Origin of the sequence: Alcanivorax nanhaiticus, from assembly GCF_000756665.1 — a bacterium.
In the GTDB taxonomy this organism is placed as follows: Bacteria; Pseudomonadota; Gammaproteobacteria; order Pseudomonadales; family Alcanivoracaceae; genus Alcanivorax; species Alcanivorax nanhaiticus.
Genome location: NZ_ARXV01000001.1, coordinates 410103 through 427581 on the forward strand (window position 1 = coordinate 410103; position 17479 = coordinate 427581).

General features: G+C 57.4%; 21 protein-coding genes. 11 read left to right on the forward strand and 10 right to left on the reverse strand.

Annotation, left to right across the window (positions count from 1 at the left end):
- Position 1 precedes the first annotated feature (1 nt).
- Genes ccmC through ccmA form a run of 3 tightly spaced genes read right to left on the reverse strand, consistent with a single transcriptional unit; the run spans position 2 to position 2047 of the window.
- Entirely contained in the window at positions 2 to 760 is a 759-nt protein-coding gene (ccmC, locus tag Y5S_RS01795) for a heme ABC transporter permease CcmC (protein ID WP_035229792.1), read from the reverse strand.
- Between the two features lie 4 nt (positions 761 to 764).
- Positions 765 to 1433, reverse strand: coding sequence for a heme exporter protein CcmB (ccmB, locus tag Y5S_RS01800; RefSeq protein ID WP_035229794.1), 669 nt, complete (start codon positions 1431 to 1433; stop codon positions 765 to 767).
- Entirely contained in the window at positions 1430 to 2047 is a 618-nt protein-coding gene (ccmA, locus tag Y5S_RS01805; protein WP_035229796.1) for a cytochrome c biogenesis heme-transporting ATPase CcmA, read from the reverse strand. The genes ccmB and ccmA overlap by 4 nt, the downstream gene beginning before the upstream one ends.
- Before the next feature lie 139 nt (positions 2048 to 2186).
- Between ccmA and Y5S_RS01810 the strand changes: the two genes are divergently transcribed.
- The 7 genes from Y5S_RS01810 (at position 2187) to Y5S_RS01840 (ending at position 5829) form a co-directional block, all read left to right on the forward strand.
- Entirely contained in the window at positions 2187 to 2735 is a 549-nt protein-coding gene (locus Y5S_RS01810) for a lipocalin family protein (RefSeq protein WP_035229798.1), read from the forward strand.
- The gene (locus tag Y5S_RS01815) at positions 2732 to 3142 is read left to right on the forward strand and encodes a DUF4279 domain-containing protein (RefSeq protein ID WP_035229800.1); all 411 of its coding nucleotides are present in this window, start codon (positions 2732 to 2734) and stop codon (positions 3140 to 3142) included. The genes Y5S_RS01810 and Y5S_RS01815 overlap by 4 nt, the downstream gene beginning before the upstream one ends.
- The gene (locus Y5S_RS01820; RefSeq protein ID WP_035229802.1) at positions 3126 to 3596 is read left to right on the forward strand and encodes a CYTH domain-containing protein; all 471 of its coding nucleotides are present in this window, start codon (positions 3126 to 3128) and stop codon (positions 3594 to 3596) included. Before Y5S_RS01815 ends, Y5S_RS01820 begins: the two co-directional genes overlap by 17 nt.
- A gap of 28 nt (positions 3597 to 3624) precedes the next feature.
- Positions 3625 to 4224, forward strand: coding sequence for a hypothetical protein (locus Y5S_RS01825; RefSeq protein ID WP_035230014.1), 600 nt, complete (start codon positions 3625 to 3627; stop codon positions 4222 to 4224).
- A 150-nt stretch (positions 4225 to 4374) separates the two neighbouring features.
- Complete coding sequence (locus Y5S_RS01830; RefSeq protein WP_156107530.1) at positions 4375 to 4914, forward strand: carboxypeptidase-like regulatory domain-containing protein; 540 nt, start codon at positions 4375 to 4377, stop codon at positions 4912 to 4914.
- Between the two features lie 153 nt (positions 4915 to 5067).
- Positions 5068 to 5385 (forward strand): DMT family transporter, encoded by a 318-nt coding sequence (locus tag Y5S_RS01835; protein WP_035229804.1) that lies wholly within the window; start codon positions 5068 to 5070, stop codon positions 5383 to 5385.
- A 72-nt stretch (positions 5386 to 5457) separates the two neighbouring features.
- Positions 5458 to 5829 carry a DUF6713 family protein gene (locus Y5S_RS01840; RefSeq protein ID WP_035229807.1) on the forward strand — a complete coding sequence of 124 codons (372 nt, stop codon included), beginning with the start codon at positions 5458 to 5460 and terminating at the stop codon, positions 5827 to 5829.
- 9 nt (positions 5830 to 5838) lie between these two features.
- On the opposite strand, the gene Y5S_RS01845 is transcribed toward Y5S_RS01840, so the two are convergent.
- Positions 5839 to 6762 (reverse strand): LysR family transcriptional regulator, encoded by a 924-nt coding sequence (locus tag Y5S_RS01845; RefSeq protein ID WP_035229810.1) that lies wholly within the window; start codon positions 6760 to 6762, stop codon positions 5839 to 5841.
- Between the two features lie 253 nt (positions 6763 to 7015).
- On the opposite strand from Y5S_RS01845, the gene Y5S_RS01850 reads away from it, so the two are divergent.
- The 4 genes from Y5S_RS01850 to Y5S_RS01865 all read left to right on the forward strand — a co-directional run bounded on the left by Y5S_RS01850 (position 7016) and on the right by Y5S_RS01865 (position 10545).
- Complete coding sequence (locus Y5S_RS01850; RefSeq protein ID WP_035229811.1) at positions 7016 to 7993, forward strand: DUF1852 domain-containing protein; 978 nt, start codon at positions 7016 to 7018, stop codon at positions 7991 to 7993.
- 44 nt (positions 7994 to 8037) lie between these two features.
- Positions 8038 to 9063, forward strand: a complete 1026-nt coding sequence (locus tag Y5S_RS01855; protein WP_197055069.1) for a methionine synthase — start codon at positions 8038 to 8040, stop codon at positions 9061 to 9063.
- A 101-nt stretch (positions 9064 to 9164) separates the two neighbouring features.
- Positions 9165 to 9674 carry a flavin reductase family protein gene (locus tag Y5S_RS01860; RefSeq protein ID WP_035229814.1) on the forward strand — a complete coding sequence of 170 codons (510 nt, stop codon included), beginning with the start codon at positions 9165 to 9167 and terminating at the stop codon, positions 9672 to 9674.
- A gap of 88 nt (positions 9675 to 9762) precedes the next feature.
- Complete coding sequence (locus Y5S_RS01865; protein ID WP_035229817.1) at positions 9763 to 10545, forward strand: sulfite exporter TauE/SafE family protein; 783 nt, start codon at positions 9763 to 9765, stop codon at positions 10543 to 10545.
- A 315-nt stretch (positions 10546 to 10860) separates the two neighbouring features.
- On the opposite strand, the gene Y5S_RS01870 is transcribed toward Y5S_RS01865, so the two are convergent.
- The 6 genes from Y5S_RS01870 to Y5S_RS19060 form a co-directional block, all read right to left on the reverse strand.
- The gene (locus Y5S_RS01870; protein WP_035229820.1) at positions 10861 to 12027 is read right to left on the reverse strand and encodes a CmpA/NrtA family ABC transporter substrate-binding protein; all 1167 of its coding nucleotides are present in this window, start codon (positions 12025 to 12027) and stop codon (positions 10861 to 10863) included.
- 245 nt (positions 12028 to 12272) lie between these two features.
- A complete protein-coding gene (locus tag Y5S_RS01875) occupies positions 12273 to 12860 on the reverse strand; it encodes an ANTAR domain-containing response regulator (RefSeq protein WP_035229821.1) in 588 nt (195 codons plus the stop codon).
- A gap of 178 nt (positions 12861 to 13038) precedes the next feature.
- A complete protein-coding gene (locus Y5S_RS01880; protein ID WP_035229823.1) occupies positions 13039 to 13446 on the reverse strand; it encodes a globin family protein in 408 nt (135 codons plus the stop codon).
- A gap of 55 nt (positions 13447 to 13501) precedes the next feature.
- Complete coding sequence (locus tag Y5S_RS01885; RefSeq protein WP_035229825.1) at positions 13502 to 14095, reverse strand: Tll0287-like domain-containing protein; 594 nt, start codon at positions 14093 to 14095, stop codon at positions 13502 to 13504.
- Positions 14096 to 14138: 43 nt separating this feature from the next.
- Positions 14139 to 15476: a cytochrome c3 family protein gene (locus Y5S_RS01890; protein ID WP_231552605.1), complete on the reverse strand. Its 1338-nt coding sequence runs from the start codon at positions 15474 to 15476 to the stop codon at positions 14139 to 14141.
- A gap of 10 nt (positions 15477 to 15486) precedes the next feature.
- The gene (locus Y5S_RS19060) at positions 15487 to 17466 is read right to left on the reverse strand and encodes an FAD-dependent oxidoreductase (protein WP_052041325.1); all 1980 of its coding nucleotides are present in this window, start codon (positions 17464 to 17466) and stop codon (positions 15487 to 15489) included.
- Positions 17467 to 17479 lie beyond the last annotated feature (13 nt).

Sequence of the window (17479 nt, forward strand, 5' to 3'; positions counted from 1 at the left end):
CTTATTTGCCTCCTTCCCGAATCAGGGTCTGCACCCACTTGCTGCGACGCTCGCGCCACTCCACCTCGCTACGGGCACGAATCAACACATTCACCGCGTACAGCAACCACATGCCCAGCATGCTGATCAGTAGCGGGTACTTCATGGCCGGATTGATGGTGGATTCGCCGAACAATTTGAGGGTGGAGCCTTGATGCAGGGTCTGCACCCATTCCACGGAGTACTTCACGATCACCACATTGATAACACCCACGATCGCCAGCAACCCTGCCGCACGGGCCGCCTGTCGTGGCTCGCGAATCACGTTCTGCAAGGCGATCACGCCCACATACATGAACAGCAGAATCAGCATGGAGGTCATGCGTGCATCCCACTGCCAGTAAGTCCCCCAGGTGGGTTTACCCCAGAGAGAACCGGTAATCAGGGAGATCGCGGCAAGTGCCGCACCAAACGGTGCGATGGCCTTGAGCATCACCTCCGCCATCTTCATGCGCCACACCACGGCCACCAGCCCGGACACGCCGAGCGCCATGTAGCCCATCAGCGCACCACTGGACGCCGGCACATGGATAAAGATGATGCGATAGCTGTTGCCCTGCTGGTAATCACTGGGGGCAAATGCCAAGCCCCATACCAGACCGGTCACCAGGGTAATCAGGGCAATAGGCGTCAGCCAGGGCAACACCCGGGAACTGAACGTGTGAAAGTAACGCGGGGATCCCAGCATGTGATACCAGCGCTTGATCGTTTGCCAGACCATTAACTCAATTTCCTGAACTGATTTTGAGGCCCGCCGCCACAGCCAGGGGGCCGAGACTCGCGGTCAGCGCTAACAGCGCACCAAGGATGGCCAGTACACCCGGCACGGGACCACCTTCCATCGCAGTACGAATCACCCCGGCACCGAAAATCAGCACCGGAATGTACAGCGGCAACACCAATACCGCCAACAAGATCCCGCCTCGATTAAGCCCCACCGTCAGGGCTGAACCGATAGCGCCAATCACCGTCAGCGCCGGGGTGCCCAGCAACAGGCTGAGCATCACTACGCCCAGCACCCGGTCAGGGAGTTGCAGCATGTGTGCCAGTACTGGCGACACCAGCACCAACGGCAACCCGGTCAGTAACCAGTGTGCCAGCAATTTGGCGGTCACCGGCACCACTGTCATCACCGGCGAGGTCAGCAGCTGCTCCAGCACACCGCTCTCCTGATCACGACGGAACAGGCCATCCAACGACAGCATCACCGCCAGCAAAGCGGCTACCCACAGCACCCCAGGAGCAATCAGCGCCAGGGTTTCCGGCTTGGGCGAAATCGCCAACGGGAACAGACTGATCACCATGACGAAGAAAAACAGCGGATTGATGATCTCCGCCGGACTACGCCACAGCACCAGTAGCTCTCGTGACAAGGCTGCACGAAATGTGCTCATGCCAGCACCTCCGCCCTGCCCTTGCCAAGATGCAGCCTTTTCACCCCTTCACCCACTTGATGATGGGAGGTATACAACACCAGGCTGCCAGCGTCAGCGGCCTTCTGGATCTGTTCATCCAGCTGTGCCACACCATCCTGATCGATAGCCGTATAGGGCTCATCCAGCACCCACACGCCTTTGCGGTCCAGCCAGAGTCTGGCCAATGCCACACGGCGCTTCTGCCCGGCAGAAAGATGCGCCGCCGGCACATCCTCAAAGCCACGCAAGCCCACCGCCGCCAGCGCGGCCATGGGATCACCCGACTGCGCTCCCAGCGCACAGGTAAAGCGCAGGTTCTCCAGCGGGGTCAGCTCTTCGCGCACTCCAGGCTGATGGCCCAGGTACAGTAACTCGCTGCGCCAGTTTTCATCCCACCAGTCACAGCGCCCCTCATAAAAGCCATGCAGCCCCACCAGAATGCGTAACAAGGTGGTTTTTCCGGCACCATTAGCTCCGGTAATCTGCCAGATCTCGCCGGCCCGTGCGGTCAGGGAAACATCACGGAACAGCACGCGGTCATCACGCTCGCATTGCAATTGTTCGAGTGTCAGTCGGGTGGTGGTATCAGACAAAGTCGGGCTCCCTGAAACAGCGCCGGAGTATAGCACGGCAGTCCACGCCAGGCTTGATCCAGCGCACCCCGCCGCCATCAGGCTTGATTACCACACCGGCTGCGCTAGCCTGTAACCTTGTTCATATACCGGAGTCTTCATGAAACGCCTGCTGCTACCCTTGCTACCTCTGCTGCTGCTCGCCGGCTGTGGCGAAGAAAAACCGCTTGCCACCGTCAAGCAGGTAGACCTGCAGCAATACGCTGGCACCTGGTATGAGATCGCCAGACTGCCGCAATGGTTCCAGCGCGGCTGCTACGATTCCACTGCAACCTACAGCCTCAACGATGATGGCACGGTAAAGGTGGTGAACCGCTGCCAACGAGCAGGTGAAGACGCCAGTGAGGCCGTGGGCACCGCCCGGGTGGTGGCGGATTCCGGCAACGCCAGACTAAAAGTGCGCTTTGATAACTGGATCTCCCGCCTGATCCCCACCATCACCGAGGGCAACTACTGGATCATCGCGCTGGATCAGGACTATCAGACCGTAGTGATTGGTGAACCCAGCCGTGAGTACCTGTGGATTCTGGCCCGCCAGCCGCAGCTGCCGGAGGATCAGTACCAGGCGCTGGTACAGGTGGCCCAGAGCAAGGGCTTCCCGGTGGATCAGCTTGAGCGCAATCGCAACCTGCGCCCTGAGGCACCATGAGCGAACATCACGTCTATTTCGCCATTTTTGGCTTTGATCACGATCCCTCCCAGCTGGATCTGTTGATGGGTCAGAGTGCGGATGATTACTGGCGCGAGGGAGAAAGTTTCAGTGCTACCGTGCCCGAGGCGCAGCGGCGGGAAAACCGCTGGATTCTCTCCAGCCAGCTGGACGAAACTGCCAGCCACCGGGACCATTTCGAGAAGCTGCTGCTCAAACTCAAGCGTCTCCGCACACAACTGGATAACCTGCCCGATGACTATCGCTATGGCATCGGGGTATCACACTATTTTTTTATGGACGACCCGACCTTTTACCTGCCCGAAGAGATTCTGGAGGGTTTCCGGGCACTGGGATTCGACATCAGCTTTGACCAATTGGGACTGGACCATGGCACTGGAAATTGAACGCAAGTTTCTTGTCCGCGACACGGGTATTATCGATACCCTTCCCGGAGAACGCCTCACTCAGGGCTACCTGAGCCATGACAAGAACGCCACCGTCCGGGTTCGTATTGCCGGCGACAACGCCTGGCTCACCATCAAAGGCAAAACCGAAGGAGCCACGCGCAGCGAATTCGAGTACGCCATTCCCGTGGGCGAAGCTCGCACTATGCTGGACGAACTCTGTGGCCAAGGCGTGATAGATAAAACACGCTATCGCTTGCCTCAGGGGGAATTGTGCTGGGAGATTGATGTATTTCATGGCGATAACGACGGGCTGACCGTGGCAGAAATCGAATTGCCCAGTGAGGATACAGACTTCGACAAACCCGCTTGGCTGGGCGATGAAGTGACTGGTGAGGTACGCTATTACAACAGTGCGTTGAGCACTCTGCCTTATAAGGATTGGGGCAAATAACAAGATTCAACACGTATTGGGGATCAACATGGACAGTAATCTTTACCAGGCACCATCGACAGACAACACCACTCCTGAAGCAACTCAGGACGAAGCCGCACTTTATGTGGTCTCGTTAAAAAAACTGGCGCTGCTCTTCATTCTTACTCTGGGCCTTTATGCCGTTTACTGGAATTACCGGCACTGGAAACTGCTGAACCAGCACCGCGGCACCAACACCATTCCAGTGATGCGAGGCATTTTCAGCATCTTCTTCTTTCATTCCCTGCTCAAACAAATCAACAAGGAGCTGGGGGATGAAGACAGCAAAAACCACCTGCCAGTCTCCCAGCTGGCAGCGGCCTATATCGCCATGAATTTGCTTTCCAGCCTGGCAGACCGTTTCTCTGCCCGCTCGGACACTATCAGTATCCTGGATTTTATTTCCTTGCTCCTGCTGCCCTTTATCTGTGGTGTAGTCGCCACCGCCCAGCAGGCAGCCAACATTTCACAAGGTGATCCCAAAGGGGAACGCAACAGTGATATGACTGCCCTCAATTGGGTCTGGATGTTACTTGGGTCATGTCTGTGGTTGCTGATCCTGTTCGGCTTTGCCGTCATGATCGCCCCGGACAGCATCCCCTTCTGACGAAGATGCAGCGCGGCTTCACACTCTGGCGACAGGATGACAACGGCGTGATCGCCAGAGTGGCCCGCTATCCGGACCAGCTAGCGGCAGAAAAGGCCCGCGCCAAATATGAAGCCAGTGGCCACAAACAACACTATTGGATTGAACCTGATGATGACACGTGTTCTCCCCCTGCTGGCCATTAGCCTGCTCTTGTCCGCCTGTATCCCCACCATCCAGCGGCAGTGGGATCAGCAACCCGTAGACGGCACTCTGATAGATGGAGAAACCGGACACCCGATCAGTGGCGCCACGATCCTCAATCGCGAGCAGCCCTCGATCACGGCCACCACCAATGAAGACGGCTATTTCTCGATTGAAGAAAAAAGCCATATCGGCTTTCACATGCTGATGCCCGGTAGTGCCATGAACTATCAGACCTGGCAAATCAGCCACCCGGATTTTGCGAATGGCGTCGCCCAGACACGAACCTTCTTCCCCGCACTGGAGCGAGAACCCAATACCTTGTCAGTGATCCTGTTTCGGCAAGTGCCGGACTCCCCGGAGGACTGCCCGGACTTCGGCTATCTCTACCGACTGGCAAAATGGAACCAGGCCCACAATATCGACGCAGACCGAATGATCCCTGATAGCTGCGAGAATTCCACGTCCACAGACGCGCTTTACGAGATCTGGTACCCGGAACGGTAATTCACACTGGCGACCGTGCTGACGCATGGTCGCCCAGCACGCTTTTCCCTTGAAAATTGCCCCTCAAGCACTATATTACTGAACATCATTCACGCCCGAGGACGACCTCGATCACGGCCCATGTCGGGGACGGCCCCATGCAGGAGTTTTGTCATGGCATGGGTCTACATTCTTGTCGCGGGTTTGCTGGAAATTGGCTGGGCATTGGGCCTGAAAGCCAGCGACGGCTTTAGTCGCCCCCTCCCTACCACCTTCACATTGATCGCTGCCGCGCTGAGCTTCTGGCTGCTGGCACTGGCCATGCGCGATCTACCCGCAGGCACGGCCTATGCGGTATGGAGCGGCATCGGTGCAGTGGGTACCGTACTGCTGGGCATCATGCTGTTCGGGGAATCTCTCTCTCCCGCCAGATTGCTGTGCTTGACCATGATTGTGGGTGGCATTGCCGGTCTGAAGGTGTTTTCTGGCTAACGCTTTACCTCAGAGGTAATCGCGCACGCCCGGCGCTTGGGGTTTTATGGCGGAAACGATGGAGAGCCCGCCATGAAACCCGACCTGCCCCAAACCTTGTTTTTGCTAAACACCTGCGTGCTGCTTACCCACCAGGTGGATGCTGCCTACTGGCATGAATGGGAGTTGTTCCATTTGCCCGGCGGCAATCAACTCAATCTGATTCTGAACCTGCCCATGATCGGACTGGTATTGATGTGCTTCTTTCAAGTTGCCAATCAAAGCCATCAAGCGCGCCGCTGCCACCAGCTTCTGGCCGGTCTGGGGCTGCTGACTGTGGCCATCCACAGCACCTTCTTTCTGATCGGACATAGCGCTTTCCTGCAACCCGTCTCGTTACTGCTGCTGGCGGCCACCTTGATCCTTTCACTGCTTCAGCTAGGCAGCCTTCCTGCCCGCCCGTGACCGGGCGGATCAACTGCCTTTCACCGCCTTTACGCCGCTCAGGGTTTTGAAACACAACGCCTGCGCTGTGTCCTGAAACTCCTGAATATACGGAAGCGTTTCATCCTCGATACGCACCGCCGCATACAGCGTGCGCCATACGCCCTTCTCGCCCAGACGAACTGTCTTGAGCAGATCATGCTCGGTGTATTCGGTCAGCGCCCAGTTGGGCAGTGCCGCCACACCCCGGCCTGCGGCTACCAGCTGGGCCGTCATGGGGGTCAGTTCTGCAGTGCGAATAGCCGCCGGTTCTACCCTGGCAGGATCGAGAAAAACAGTGAATACATCCAGCCTCTCACGCTCCACCGGGTAGGTGATCAACGTCTGCTCAGCAAGATCCTCTGGCTCAATCCAGGTTCTGGCGGCCAGCAGCGAACGGCCCGATACCGCCAGCACCAGCTCGTATCGGAACAGCGGTAAATATTTCACCGCTTCATCCTCCTCCGGGTCGGAGGTGATCACCATATCCAGATCCCCCCGCTGCAGGGCGGGCAACGGAGCAAAGCTGAAGGCCGCAGACAGATCCAGCTCCACTTCAGGCCAATGCTCGCGGAAGGCATCCAATGCCGGCATTAACCACTGAAAACAAGAGTGGCAATCAATCGCAATGTGCAAGCGGCCCGACTGCCCCTCGGCCAGTCGCTTCAGCTCTCGTTCTGCCTGCTGCACCTTGGGTAACACCTCCTGCCCTAACGTCAGCAACCGCTGCCCGGCAGCAGTGAATCGCACCGGACGGGAGCGCCGCACAACCAATTCCACACCCAGGCGATGTTCCAGGTCTTTCAACTGATGGGACAAGGCCGACTGGGTGACGTGCAACCGATCCGCCGCTTCCACCAGTGACCCGGCCTCATCAATCGCCCGAAGGGTGACGAGATGTCGTAATTCCAGCATTTGATTCTCCAACGCGTGCCATTGTCAGAACGGTGGCACCACCGCGATCTTGCTCTGAATGAAAAAAACCAGGGCCGTCGAGCACCAGCTCCCAGCACGACCGCAAAGTGAGGAAAACTCATACAACAATGAAATAATACCAATTTTACTCATAAATGCTATTGAGCATAATGGCCACATATCACGCTTCATCGCGTTAGTTACCCAACGCGATACAAGGCATGACCCATATTGACGCGGACGGCCAGGCACCATGAGCAATGAATTTACCTTCAGCATCAAGCGCATTTGTTTCGATGAGAATTACCGTCCATCTGACAGTACGCGCATTACTACCAACTTTGCCAACCTCGCGCGAGGTGAGCGGCGCAAGGAAAACCTGCGCGACACCCTGACGATGATCAACAACCGGTTTAATGCGCTGGCCCACTGGGACAACCCCAATGGTGATCGCTACGCCGTGGAGCACGAGATCGTGTCCGTGGATATCGATATAGCAGGCAATGGCGAAACGTTCCCGACCATTGAAATATTGAAAACCACCATCGTTGACCGGCATACCAACAAGCACATCGAAGGCATTGTCGGGAACAATTTCTCTTCCTATGTGCGTGACTATGACTTCAGCATCGCCCTGCTGAACCATAACAAGGATCAGCCGCAGTTCAGCATTCCCGATAACTTCGGCGATCTGCACGGCAAGTTATTCCAGCATTTCATTCACTCGAGCGCTTACCAGGAGAACTTCAGCAAGCTACCGGTAATCTGCATCAGTGTATCGGACAACAAGGTGTACACCCGCACCGAGAATCACCACCCGGTGCTGGGGTTTGAGTACCTGCCCAATGAATCATCGTTGACCGAAAGTTATTTCAAGAAGATGGGGCTGAAGGTGCGCTATTTCATGCCGCCCCACAGCGTGGCACCGCTGGCTTTTTTCTTCTTCGGCGACCTTGTGAACGATTACACCAACCTGGAACTGATCAGCACCATCAGCACCATGGAAACGTTCCAGCGGATTTATCGGCCCGAGATTTACAACGCCAATTCCGAAGCGGGTAACCGCTACCAGCCTAGCCTGAAGCACTCGGATTACTCGCTTACCCGCATTCACTACGACCGGGAAGAACGCAGTCAGCTGGCAGTCAAACAAGGCAAATTCGCTGAGCAGCATCTGATTGAGCCTTACCGGACGGTGCTGAACCAGTGGTCTACAAATTACGGCGTTTAAGGAGCCTCTGAATAACTCCTTAACTTTTTACGGCAGTAAAAATCATGAAAAGATTGTTACCCACATCCACGGCGGGCAGCCTGCCCAAGCCCTCTTGGCTGGCCGAACCCGAAACGCTCTGGTCCCCCTGGAAGTTGCAGGGAGAGGAACTCACTGACGGCAAGCAGGATGCCCTGCGCCTGAGCTTGCACGAGCAACAGCTAGCCGGTATCGACATAGTCAGCGATGGCGAACAAACCCGCCAACACTTCGTTACCACCTTTATCGAGCACCTAGACGGGGTGGATTTCGAAAAACGGGAAACGGTGAAAATTCGTGATCGCTACGATGCCAGCGTGCCTACGGTGGTAGGGGCGGTTAGCCGCCAGAAGCCGGTATTTGTCGATGACGCGCGTTTTCTGCGTGAGCAAACCCGGCAACCAATCAAGTGGGCCCTGCCCGGCCCCATGACCATGATCGACACCCTTTACGACGCTCACTACAAAAGCCGTGAAAAGCTGGCGTGGGAGTTCGCCAAAATCCTCAACCAGGAAGCCAGAGAGCTGGAAGCCGCCGGCGTTGACATCATCCAGTTCGACGAACCGGCCTTCAATGTCTTCTTTGATGAGGTGAACGACTGGGGCGTCGCCACGCTGGAAAAAGCCATTGAAGGACTCAAGTGCGAGACCGCCGTGCATATCTGTTACGGCTACGGCATCAAAGCCAATACCGACTGGAAAAAGACGCTGGGTAGTGAATGGCGGCAGTATGAAGAAGCCTTCCCCAAGCTGCAGGCCTCGACCATCGACATGGTCTCTCTGGAATGCCACAACTCCCATGTCCCCATGGATTTGATTGAGCTGATTCGTGGCAAAAAAGTGATGGTGGGGGCCATTGATGTGGCGAGCCACGTCATTGAAAGCCCGGAGGAAGTCGCCAACACCTTGCGCAAGGCGCTGCAGTTCGTCGATGCCGACAAACTCTACCCCTGCACCAACTGCGGCATGGCGCCTCTGCCACGCCAGGTCGCACGAGGCAAACTGCGTGCATTGAGTGCGGGCGCCGAGATGGTCCGCAACGAACTGGCCTGAATCCCGTCGCCAAGAGCGGGGGTCCTGTATTGGCTTACTGCATTGACAAGGACAGCCCGCCTGATTCACCCATTTGCGTTACCCCGAATTCTGGAATCACTATGTCACTGACCACCAAGGCTATCGATCCTCTGCACTTTCGCAAAGCGCTCGGCCATTTCGCCTCCGGGCTCACTGTGATTACCTCGCACATCGATGACGAACCCATCGGCTTTACCTGTCAGTCGTTCTACAGCGTTTCGACAGCTCCGCCGCTGGTGTCATTCAGCGTAAAGAGAGACTCTTTCAGCTACCCCAAGATCCGTCGTGCGGGCCGGTTCACGGTGAATATTCTCTCTGAAGAACAGGCTGCGCTATCCAACCTCTTCGCCCAACAGGGCGCGGACAAGTGGAAAGAAACCGACTGGACCCACTCTCCTCTGGGCAACCCTGTAATTGGTGGCAGCCTGCATTGGCTGGATTGTGAGATTCATGCCGAGCACCAAGCAGGCGATCACCTGATTGTGATTGGGGAGGTACGAGCGCTGAGCCTGCAACCAACAACCGCCACACACCCCCTGCTGTATTTCAAAGGGCAATACTGCAATCTGGATGCATCGGTTACCTGTTGAGATCACTTCCTGGGCACCCCGGCCCATTCGCTTGTTGTACTTTCTGTCATTTCGCCGCGACTCTTTCGCGGCTTTATAAGGGTTTAGCATGGAATTTTTGCTGTATTTGGTTCTGGGCGCGGCAGCCGGTGTACTGGCCGGTCTGTTCGGGGTCGGCGGCGGTATCATCATCGTGCCGGTACTGGTATTGAGCTTTACCGCCCAGGGTGTCGATCCACAGGTATTGACGCATCTGGCCGTTGGCACCTCACTGGCCACCATCGTCTTCACCTCCATCAATTCGGTAATCGAGCATCATCGCAAAGGCGCGGTGCAATGGCCTGTTTTCGCCTGGATGACGGTAGGTATCCTGCTTGGCGCAGGGCTTGGCTCACTGACGGCTGCGTCAATACAAGGGCCGATGCTGCAAAAGCTCATTGGCGTGTTTGCGATCGTTATCGCCATACAAATGGCGCTCGACCTGAAGCCCAAAGCCAGCCGTTCGGTGCCTGGCAAACTGGGACTGACGGCCGCAGGCGGCGTCATTGGTTGGGCGTCGGCAATCTTTGGTATCGGGGGCGGAACCCTGAATGTGCCCTTTCTCACCTGGCGCAGCCTGCCCATGCAACAGGCGGTAGCCACCTCTTCCGCTTGCGGCCTGCCAATCGCTGCGGCCAGCGCTCTGAGTTTCATGCTGATCGGCTGGAGCCAGCCACAACTACCCGAATGGAGTCTGGGGTATGTGTATCTGCCTGCCATGGTGGGCATTGCCTTCACCAGCATGTTCTTCGCCCGTTTCGGCGCGCGCCTGGCGCACCAGCTATCGCCGCGCCTGCTAAAGCGCCTGTTCGCTCTGTTGCTATTGTGCGTGGGCGTGAGCTTTCTTGTTTAAGGGGCATACCTTAATGAGGTCACGAAGACGCTCGCAGGTAATTCTGCCGGGGAAAGTGGGATCTGCGCTCTGACAAAGACAGACTAGAAGCGAGTTGCGAGGAACGAGTTTCGAATGACACCAACCCGTGCCGTAGAAGCGGCGCTGGCGGCGCGATAATCGCTTGCGATAAAAAGCATTTTCACCACAGAGATCACAGAGGTTAAAACCGTCTTTCCCTCAGTGGCCTCTGTGATCTCTGTGGTAAATATCGCTTTTAAAGGTTTGGGTTATCGCACCGCCAGCGCCGCTCCTACGGCAGGGCATTCGCAGCCGTCAGCCCTCCGGCTGCTCCTCAATCGTCCGCAACAGACGATCCGGACCAAGCTCTACTGGTTTGGGTTCGCCCGGTAATTCCCAATGGCCGGCATGGCGCTCATCCGGCTTGCTGTCCATCAATGGCAGGCTTGTGAGATCCGCCAGGGCATCACGGAACAGATCGGTGCGATAGCACTGCGCCGCAAACGTCTGCTTTTCTTCCAGAGAACACTGCCGCCAGCGCTGCATTTCTTCCAGCAGGAAACGGGCATCAGATCGCCACGGGAAATTGGCGTGAAAACCGGCAAACACATGAAAGTGATGGGCCGGGAACGGCTGTCCGGTCAGACCACCGGGCAAACGTTGATTGAACGGCGCACGGATAATTTCTTCCGGCACATCCAACCAGGCCGGGTGCGCCAACAAGGAAAGACTGTCGACCAGATTCTCATCGGCATAACAGGCAGCTTTGTACAGCGCTCGCAACAGGGCACGGTGGGTATCCGGGTTACGAGCTACCCAATCCCGGGAAACCGCGAGTACCTTTTCTGGCGCATTCTCCCAGATCTGGTAACCGGACAGGATACAGTGGCCAGCCCCAGTGAGCGCCGCCAGGCTGTTCCAGGGCTCACCGACACAGAAGCCATCGATATGCCCCATGCGCAGGTGATCCACCATCTGCGACGGCGGCAATACCACCAGCTTCACATCATGGTCCGGGTCGAGGCCCGCGACACTGAGCCAGTGGCGCAACTGATAAGCATGACAGGAGAACGGGAAGACCACCGCCAGCACCAGCGGATCTTCGCCACTGCTGGCTCGGGCGGCCACCAGCTTGTTCATGGCGTTGGCCATGTCGTTGGCCGTGGGCCCTTCCGACAAGGCACACAGTCCCTGGAACAACATTGGCGATACGGTAATACCGTTACCGTTCAGTCCCATGGAAAACGCAGTGGCCAGGGGCTTCTTGATGCAACCCAGCCCCAGCGAGGTGGACATGAGCATGGGGGCCAGCATGGGAGCCGCATCCAACTGCCCTACCAGTAAACGATCACGCAGACTGGCCCAACTCCATTCCGGCTGCAGCTCCACATCCAGCCCTTCCGCTGCGAAGTAACCCGCTTCCTGGGCAACGGCCAAAGGCAGGCTGTCTGTGAGTGGCATATAGCCGATACGAATTTTCATTATTTTTGCTCCGCAGGAACCGAGCGCCGGACGCTGGATACCGAGCGCCGCAGAGGCTCACACATTTCCACAGGAGGCCTTGCCCGGCTGACCGGCCTGGTCTCCGCATCCACCAGGCTGCGGGACTTTTTCAACGGCATCACTCGTCGCATGATCTCTCCTGTTTTTGTGGAAGCAGTTGTTCGACCGCGAGTTCATCTTCATCGGAACATCGCTATGGCAGCATCGCTCCCACAGTAAAAAAACTATCCTTGGGCCTTCAGCATCTCGGCATAATCCAGCACCGAGCGCGCCACCTGAATCAACGGTTGGCCGGTATTCATGGCCTGGCGTCTCAGGGTGCTGTAGGCATCTTGCTCATTCAGCCGGCGTCGCTGCATCAGCAGCCCTTTCGCCCGCTCGATAATCTTGCGTTCCGCCAAGGCTTCGCGGGTCTGCTCCAGCTCTTCGCGCAACGCCTGATACTCGCGGAACCGGGCGGTGGCCACGCGCATCACTCCTCGCACCCGGGTCAAGTCGGTCTCACCGGCCACATAGGCGCTCACACCGGCACGCAAGGCCGCCACCACCAGATCTTCATCATCCTGATTACAAAACATGACCATGGGCCGCGGGATATCCCGCTGTACCAACGCCATGCTTTCCAGAGTGTCCCGATCCGGGGCATCCATATCCACGATAACCACATCCGGATTACTGCTACGCACCTTCTCGGCCAGCCCGGCTGCACTGGTGAGACGGCACAGGATCTCGTGCCCTTCATCAATAAGGGCCCGTTCGAGAATCGCGGCGCGCGGTGGCTGGTCATCCACCAGCATGATTTTCAGTGCCATAACGTCAGAGGCATCCGGAGAACAAGAGTTATCCGAATGTTTTGCAACGGTTGTGCCAGTCATGCCATTTCTAACCCATTGTTTTGGTTCGAATTTTAATTATCACCAATAAAGCACCCAAGAAACGCACCTGAATGGTGCGCCCCTCGGTACCAAAAATGACCGATTCCTGACGAGGTCAATACTCCGCCGCATCGATCATGGTCGTGGCCAGAATGGTGTAAGCGGCAGTCCAGGCAGCCTCAGTGTCGTCATCAAAGGCATCGCCGAGCCCCTGCCCCAGCGTCCACAACAACGCCTGGGCTACCGTGTCATAGTCCGCCGGTTTTACCCCATAGTCTTTATGCCGAGCCCCCAGTTTCTGAACCGCCGGGACAATAGTGTCGAGCTTATCGAGGCCTTTTACCGCCACCCCGATCATGGTCATCAGCTTCTTGCCCTGCTCTTCCATGTTGCCCTTGAAGAGTGGCTTGAGCGCCGGATCGGTGGTGAACAGACGGTCGTAAAATAGCGCGGCGGCCTGATCGGCAATGCCTTCCACTTTCGTCCAGCTGTCCTGCACCAGCGTAATTTGTTCTGGAGTCATGGTGTTTCTCCTGTTATTGAATCCTGATAAACGTGAAGATCTCGCTGATGCCGTCTTACATCGGCACGCGAATCACCACCCCTCCCATCACGTCCCCCATTTCGAAGTCAGTCTTGGGAGAATCCTTGTGGTTGTTATGGCAAGCCACGCAAGGGGCTGCGACAGCCACATCGGGATACACCGCGGTGTAGTAAGTGGTATCGCCCAGGGTCTCCTCGCCGTAGAAGTTCTGGCCCGGGTTATCCACGATGAATTGCAGTCCTTCTTTTTCCAGCTCGGTCTTGGGCGCATTCTGCGCGTTGATCGGCCACAAGGACTGGAGTGAATAGGTGAAGTCACTGGTCATTTCACTGACAGCTTCAGCGCCGTAGCGGAACATCTGTGCCGGCAGCGGCGCACCGTTTTCCAGATCTTCCCAGTATTCATGAGGCTTGATGCTGTCTGCCCCGGCCGGCCCCAGGCGGCCAATGATCATCTTGGTGTAGTTGGTACGGTCTGCCTTCATCACTGCAAACAAGGAGTCGGTGTAGACCTTCGGCTCAATGCCTCCACTGGGCGCCGCTTTCTCTTCTCCGCAGCCGCTCAACATCAAGGCGGACAGGACGGAAACTATCAGGATGGTGACTTTCTGCTTCATGACGTGTTGCATGGGTAGTACCTCCTCAGGATTTAAAATCGTTTCATCAGGCAAATCAGTAAGGGCCTTTCTTGTCGCGGGACTTGTCACGGTCCACGGCCATATCTATGGACGGCACATGTTTTTCCGGCTGACCATTGAAGTTGTTTTCCAGAAGATGCGGGTCTGCCAGTGCATCCAGAGAGAATTCCAGGCTGTGGCATTGCAGGCACACCGGCCGCGCCATTTTTTCCACCGGGCGCATCGTCAGGCTCTGGTTGTGCTGTACAAAGATCTCGCCGTGCTTTTCTTCGCGGGGCATGTGGCAGGTAGCACAGGTCACACCGCTACCTGGCGGTAGCTCGCCGCGCTTTTCCTGTTTCCACAAATCATGATGGGGAGAGCGCAGGTATTCGTTACTGTGCTCATCGTTGTGACAGCCAATACAGCTATCCACCGCCGCTTTCTGTGTGTCGAAGTCGTGAGCCCCATGGCAGCTGATACACGTCAGCTCGCGATGACTGGCCTCCACATGCATGTTGAGCACCGATTGCGAGGGCGTCATCGGTGACAGCCCCTGAGCGATGCGCATGCCATGACGGCCCTGCAAAAAGCCTTCGGATTCTGACTCGTGACAGGTGGCGCACTGCTGCGGCTCCGGGGAATCCGTCCAGTCATCACCACCACCGTGACAGGCAGTGCAGGCCACACCGGCATCCGCATGGGCATTACCATCCCAATGCTCCGGCGTGGCAGCGTCGGCTGGTGCCGCACCCTGTCCTCGCATTAATGCCACCAGGTCTTCATCACGCAGGTGTCGGGCAAGCAAGTCACGGGGAGCCTGCTGCGCCGGCGTTTTCAGCCAGGACTCACCGGCATGGGCCAGTAGAAAGTCTTCATACAAGGCACGGTTATCGTGGTAGTTGTGGCAACCCGCGCTGGCACAGGTATCGAACCCCATCCCTTCATGGCTGGGGCGATCCCTGGCGATGTCCTCATGACAGTGGGCGCACATGTCCATAGGCAGGGTCACCCCCATCCCCACGTCCAGTTCCGGGCGATGCTCCACATGACAGGACACGCACAAACGCGCATCGACATTGGCAAGCCTGTCGGCGTTGCGGGGGTCGGTAAACTTGGATTTGGGGTGAGAATCCTGAGCCTCATCCAGCTGCTCGCCATGGCAATCCACACAGGCATTCTGCAGCACCGTTTCGCTGTCAAAACCATCGCCATGGCAGACGCTGCACTGCATTTCGATCTGGTGATGGCCGTGGGTCATCGGCCCGGGAATAAACGCCGTTTTCGGTGCGGTCTCGTCAACCAGTTGCAGACTGAGCCAGATGGCAAGCCCCAACGAAGCGAACAACCAGATAGCCCACAGAATTGGATTGCGTTTCTTGCTTGCCATCATCCCCACCCCGCTAGAAGTAATACGCCGAAACGATGTGGAAAATCAGCAGTGCAGGCAGCGGCCAACACACCAGGATATGCAGCCAGGTACTGCCCTGGCGAAGCCAGCCAACGCCATTCATGGACGCTTGCAGGCGAGTCAACAGTGCGGCGGAAATACCAATCATGGCGGTGCCGATAAAGCTCAGCATCAACCAGCGGTTGAGGTTTTCTCCCAGCGAAAATCCGGTGTGCCAGTACAACAGCAGCAACCCGACAAGCCCTAACACAGCGTGGGCAATACGCCAGCCACTGAAGCCGCCCATGGGCACCTTGGGAAAACGTTTCTTCAGTGACATCAGCAACAGCAAGGCCGACGCCGCCAGCACACCGTAACCGCTCCACTGCCGCCACTCGCCATTACGGGAAAACTGCTCAAACAGAGAAATGTCCTGCACCGAACTGGCCGGAGCAGGCGACGGCAACCAGAATGCCAACGCCATCAGGCAGGCGGTGATCGCAGAGACAATGGCGAGAGGTGTGCCACCGGGTACCTTGCGGGCAGCGGCGGCACCACCAGTACACAAACTCTCGAGCAAGGGTTCGCAGCCGCCACAGACGGTGCCGGCACCACTGGCGGATTTCAGTGTCGCGGTGTCGCAGCCCTCACCAACAACATCCTGCAACTGCCCGCGCGTCAGCCCCTTGCACTGGCAGATCACCGTAGCCGCCGGCCATTCACTGACCTGCCCTGCACCACCCTCGCTCAGCTCGCCGGTAAAGCGAAAACGCAACAGCTCCCAGGGCATCAGGCGGCGGCCATCGGTGATGCGATTCAAAATTTGCTGCCGCTCCGGCCACGCCCCCACCGACACCACGCCTACCAGCCGACCGGTACGAAGCATCAACGCACGATAAATACCCTCGGGCTTGTTGCGATACACCAACGTGCGGTGCACCAATCCGCGCTCTTCATCAGTAAAATGCCCCGCGCTGAACACTTCCAGTGACAACACTTTCAACCAGGTGCTGTCCGCCACCGGGGTATAGCTGTCGCTTCCCCCCGCAAGACAGCCAGCTGCCACTCGCGCCTGCTGCAGAGCAGGCATCACCAGACCACAAACCTGATCCTGAAACTGTGCACACTCGCCCACCGCATAGATATGCGGGTCAGAGGTCTGCATGGACGCATCCACACGAATGCCGCTGGCTACCTTGAGACCAGCCTTACGCGCCAGCTCGGTGCGTGGCGCAATACCGGTGGCGAAGACGACCGTGTCGCAGGGCAGCTCGGAGCCATCTGCCAGCACCACGGACTCCACCCGCTCGCTACCTTCAATGCGGCGCACGCTCGTGGTCAGCCGTACATCAACCCCGGCATCACGCAAGTTGTCCGCGACGATGCTCGCCGCTTCACTATCCAGCTGACGATTCATCAAACGATCGGCGTGTTGAATCAGAGTGACCTTGGTGCCGAAGCGACACAGACCATGAGCCGCCTCGATGCCCAGCAAGCCACCACCAATTACAACGGTATGGGTACTACGCAAGCGACGGGCCATTAAGGCCTGTGCATCGGCCATGTCGCGAAAGCGCAACACACCGGACAAGGTTGTGCCCGGTATGGAAGGAATATGGGCGTCACTACCCAGCGCCAGAACCAGTGCGCTGTAGTGGTGACGCTGACCGAGACAATCTTCTACCCAACGTCGGGCAGGATTGATCACGGTGATGGGCCGGCCAACCAGATGCTCTACCGAGTCATCCAGTTCCGCCGGCAAATTGGTCAGGTCATCAAACCCGGTCGACCCGGAAAGAAAGGTGGAAAGCTTGACGCGGTCATACGGGGCCCAACGCTCGGCACCGAACAGTTTCACCGCAGCGGTGACGCCACGGCGGCGCAGTTCAACCAGACACTGCATACCCGCCGGGCCGTTACCAACAATGATGATCGGTTGCGCTGCCTCGGCATCGGGCACCCGGGGTTGCGGCTGATAACGTCGTGCTTCCACCTGAAACCTCCTC

Bases quoted from the DNA above. Each gene is read 5' to 3' on its own strand.
- Y5S_RS01810 (WP_035229798.1), top strand. From the start codon at position 2,187: ATGAAACGCCTGCTGCTACCCTTGCTACCTCTGCTGCTGCTCGCCGGC.
- Y5S_RS01880 (WP_035229823.1), bottom strand. From the start codon at position 13,446: ATGACTCCAGAACAAATTACGCTGGTGCAGGACAGCTGGACGAAAGTG.
- Y5S_RS01870 (WP_035229820.1), bottom strand. From the start codon at position 12,027: ATGAAAATTCGTATCGGCTATATGCCACTCACAGACAGCCTGCCTTTG.
- ccmB (WP_035229794.1), bottom strand. From the start codon at position 1,433: ATGAGCACATTTCGTGCAGCCTTGTCACGAGAGCTACTGGTGCTGTGG.
- Y5S_RS01820 (WP_035229802.1), top strand. From the start codon at position 3,126: ATGGCACTGGAAATTGAACGCAAGTTTCTTGTCCGCGACACGGGTATT.
- Y5S_RS01885 (WP_035229825.1), bottom strand. From the start codon at position 14,095: ATGCAACACGTCATGAAGCAGAAAGTCACCATCCTGATAGTTTCCGTC.
- Y5S_RS01835 (WP_035229804.1), top strand. From the start codon at position 5,068: ATGGCATGGGTCTACATTCTTGTCGCGGGTTTGCTGGAAATTGGCTGG.
- Y5S_RS01815 (WP_035229800.1), top strand. From the start codon at position 2,732: ATGAGCGAACATCACGTCTATTTCGCCATTTTTGGCTTTGATCACGAT.
- ccmC (WP_035229792.1), bottom strand. From the start codon at position 760: ATGGTCTGGCAAACGATCAAGCGCTGGTATCACATGCTGGGATCCCCG.
- Y5S_RS01825 (WP_035230014.1), top strand. From the start codon at position 3,625: ATGGACAGTAATCTTTACCAGGCACCATCGACAGACAACACCACTCCT.
- Y5S_RS01875 (WP_035229821.1), bottom strand. From the start codon at position 12,860: ATGGCACTGAAAATCATGCTGGTGGATGACCAGCCACCGCGCGCCGCG.
- Y5S_RS01855 (WP_197055069.1), top strand. From the start codon at position 8,038: ATGAAAAGATTGTTACCCACATCCACGGCGGGCAGCCTGCCCAAGCCC.
- Y5S_RS01860 (WP_035229814.1), top strand. From the start codon at position 9,165: ATGTCACTGACCACCAAGGCTATCGATCCTCTGCACTTTCGCAAAGCG.
- Y5S_RS01840 (WP_035229807.1), top strand. From the start codon at position 5,458: ATGAAACCCGACCTGCCCCAAACCTTGTTTTTGCTAAACACCTGCGTG.
- Y5S_RS01830 (WP_156107530.1), top strand. From the start codon at position 4,375: ATGATGACACGTGTTCTCCCCCTGCTGGCCATTAGCCTGCTCTTGTCC.
- Y5S_RS01850 (WP_035229811.1), top strand. From the start codon at position 7,016: ATGAGCAATGAATTTACCTTCAGCATCAAGCGCATTTGTTTCGATGAG.
- Y5S_RS01845 (WP_035229810.1), bottom strand. From the start codon at position 6,762: ATGCTGGAATTACGACATCTCGTCACCCTTCGGGCGATTGATGAGGCC.
- Y5S_RS01890 (WP_231552605.1), bottom strand. From the start codon at position 15,476: ATGATGGCAAGCAAGAAACGCAATCCAATTCTGTGGGCTATCTGGTTG.
- Y5S_RS01865 (WP_035229817.1), top strand. From the start codon at position 9,763: ATGGAATTTTTGCTGTATTTGGTTCTGGGCGCGGCAGCCGGTGTACTG.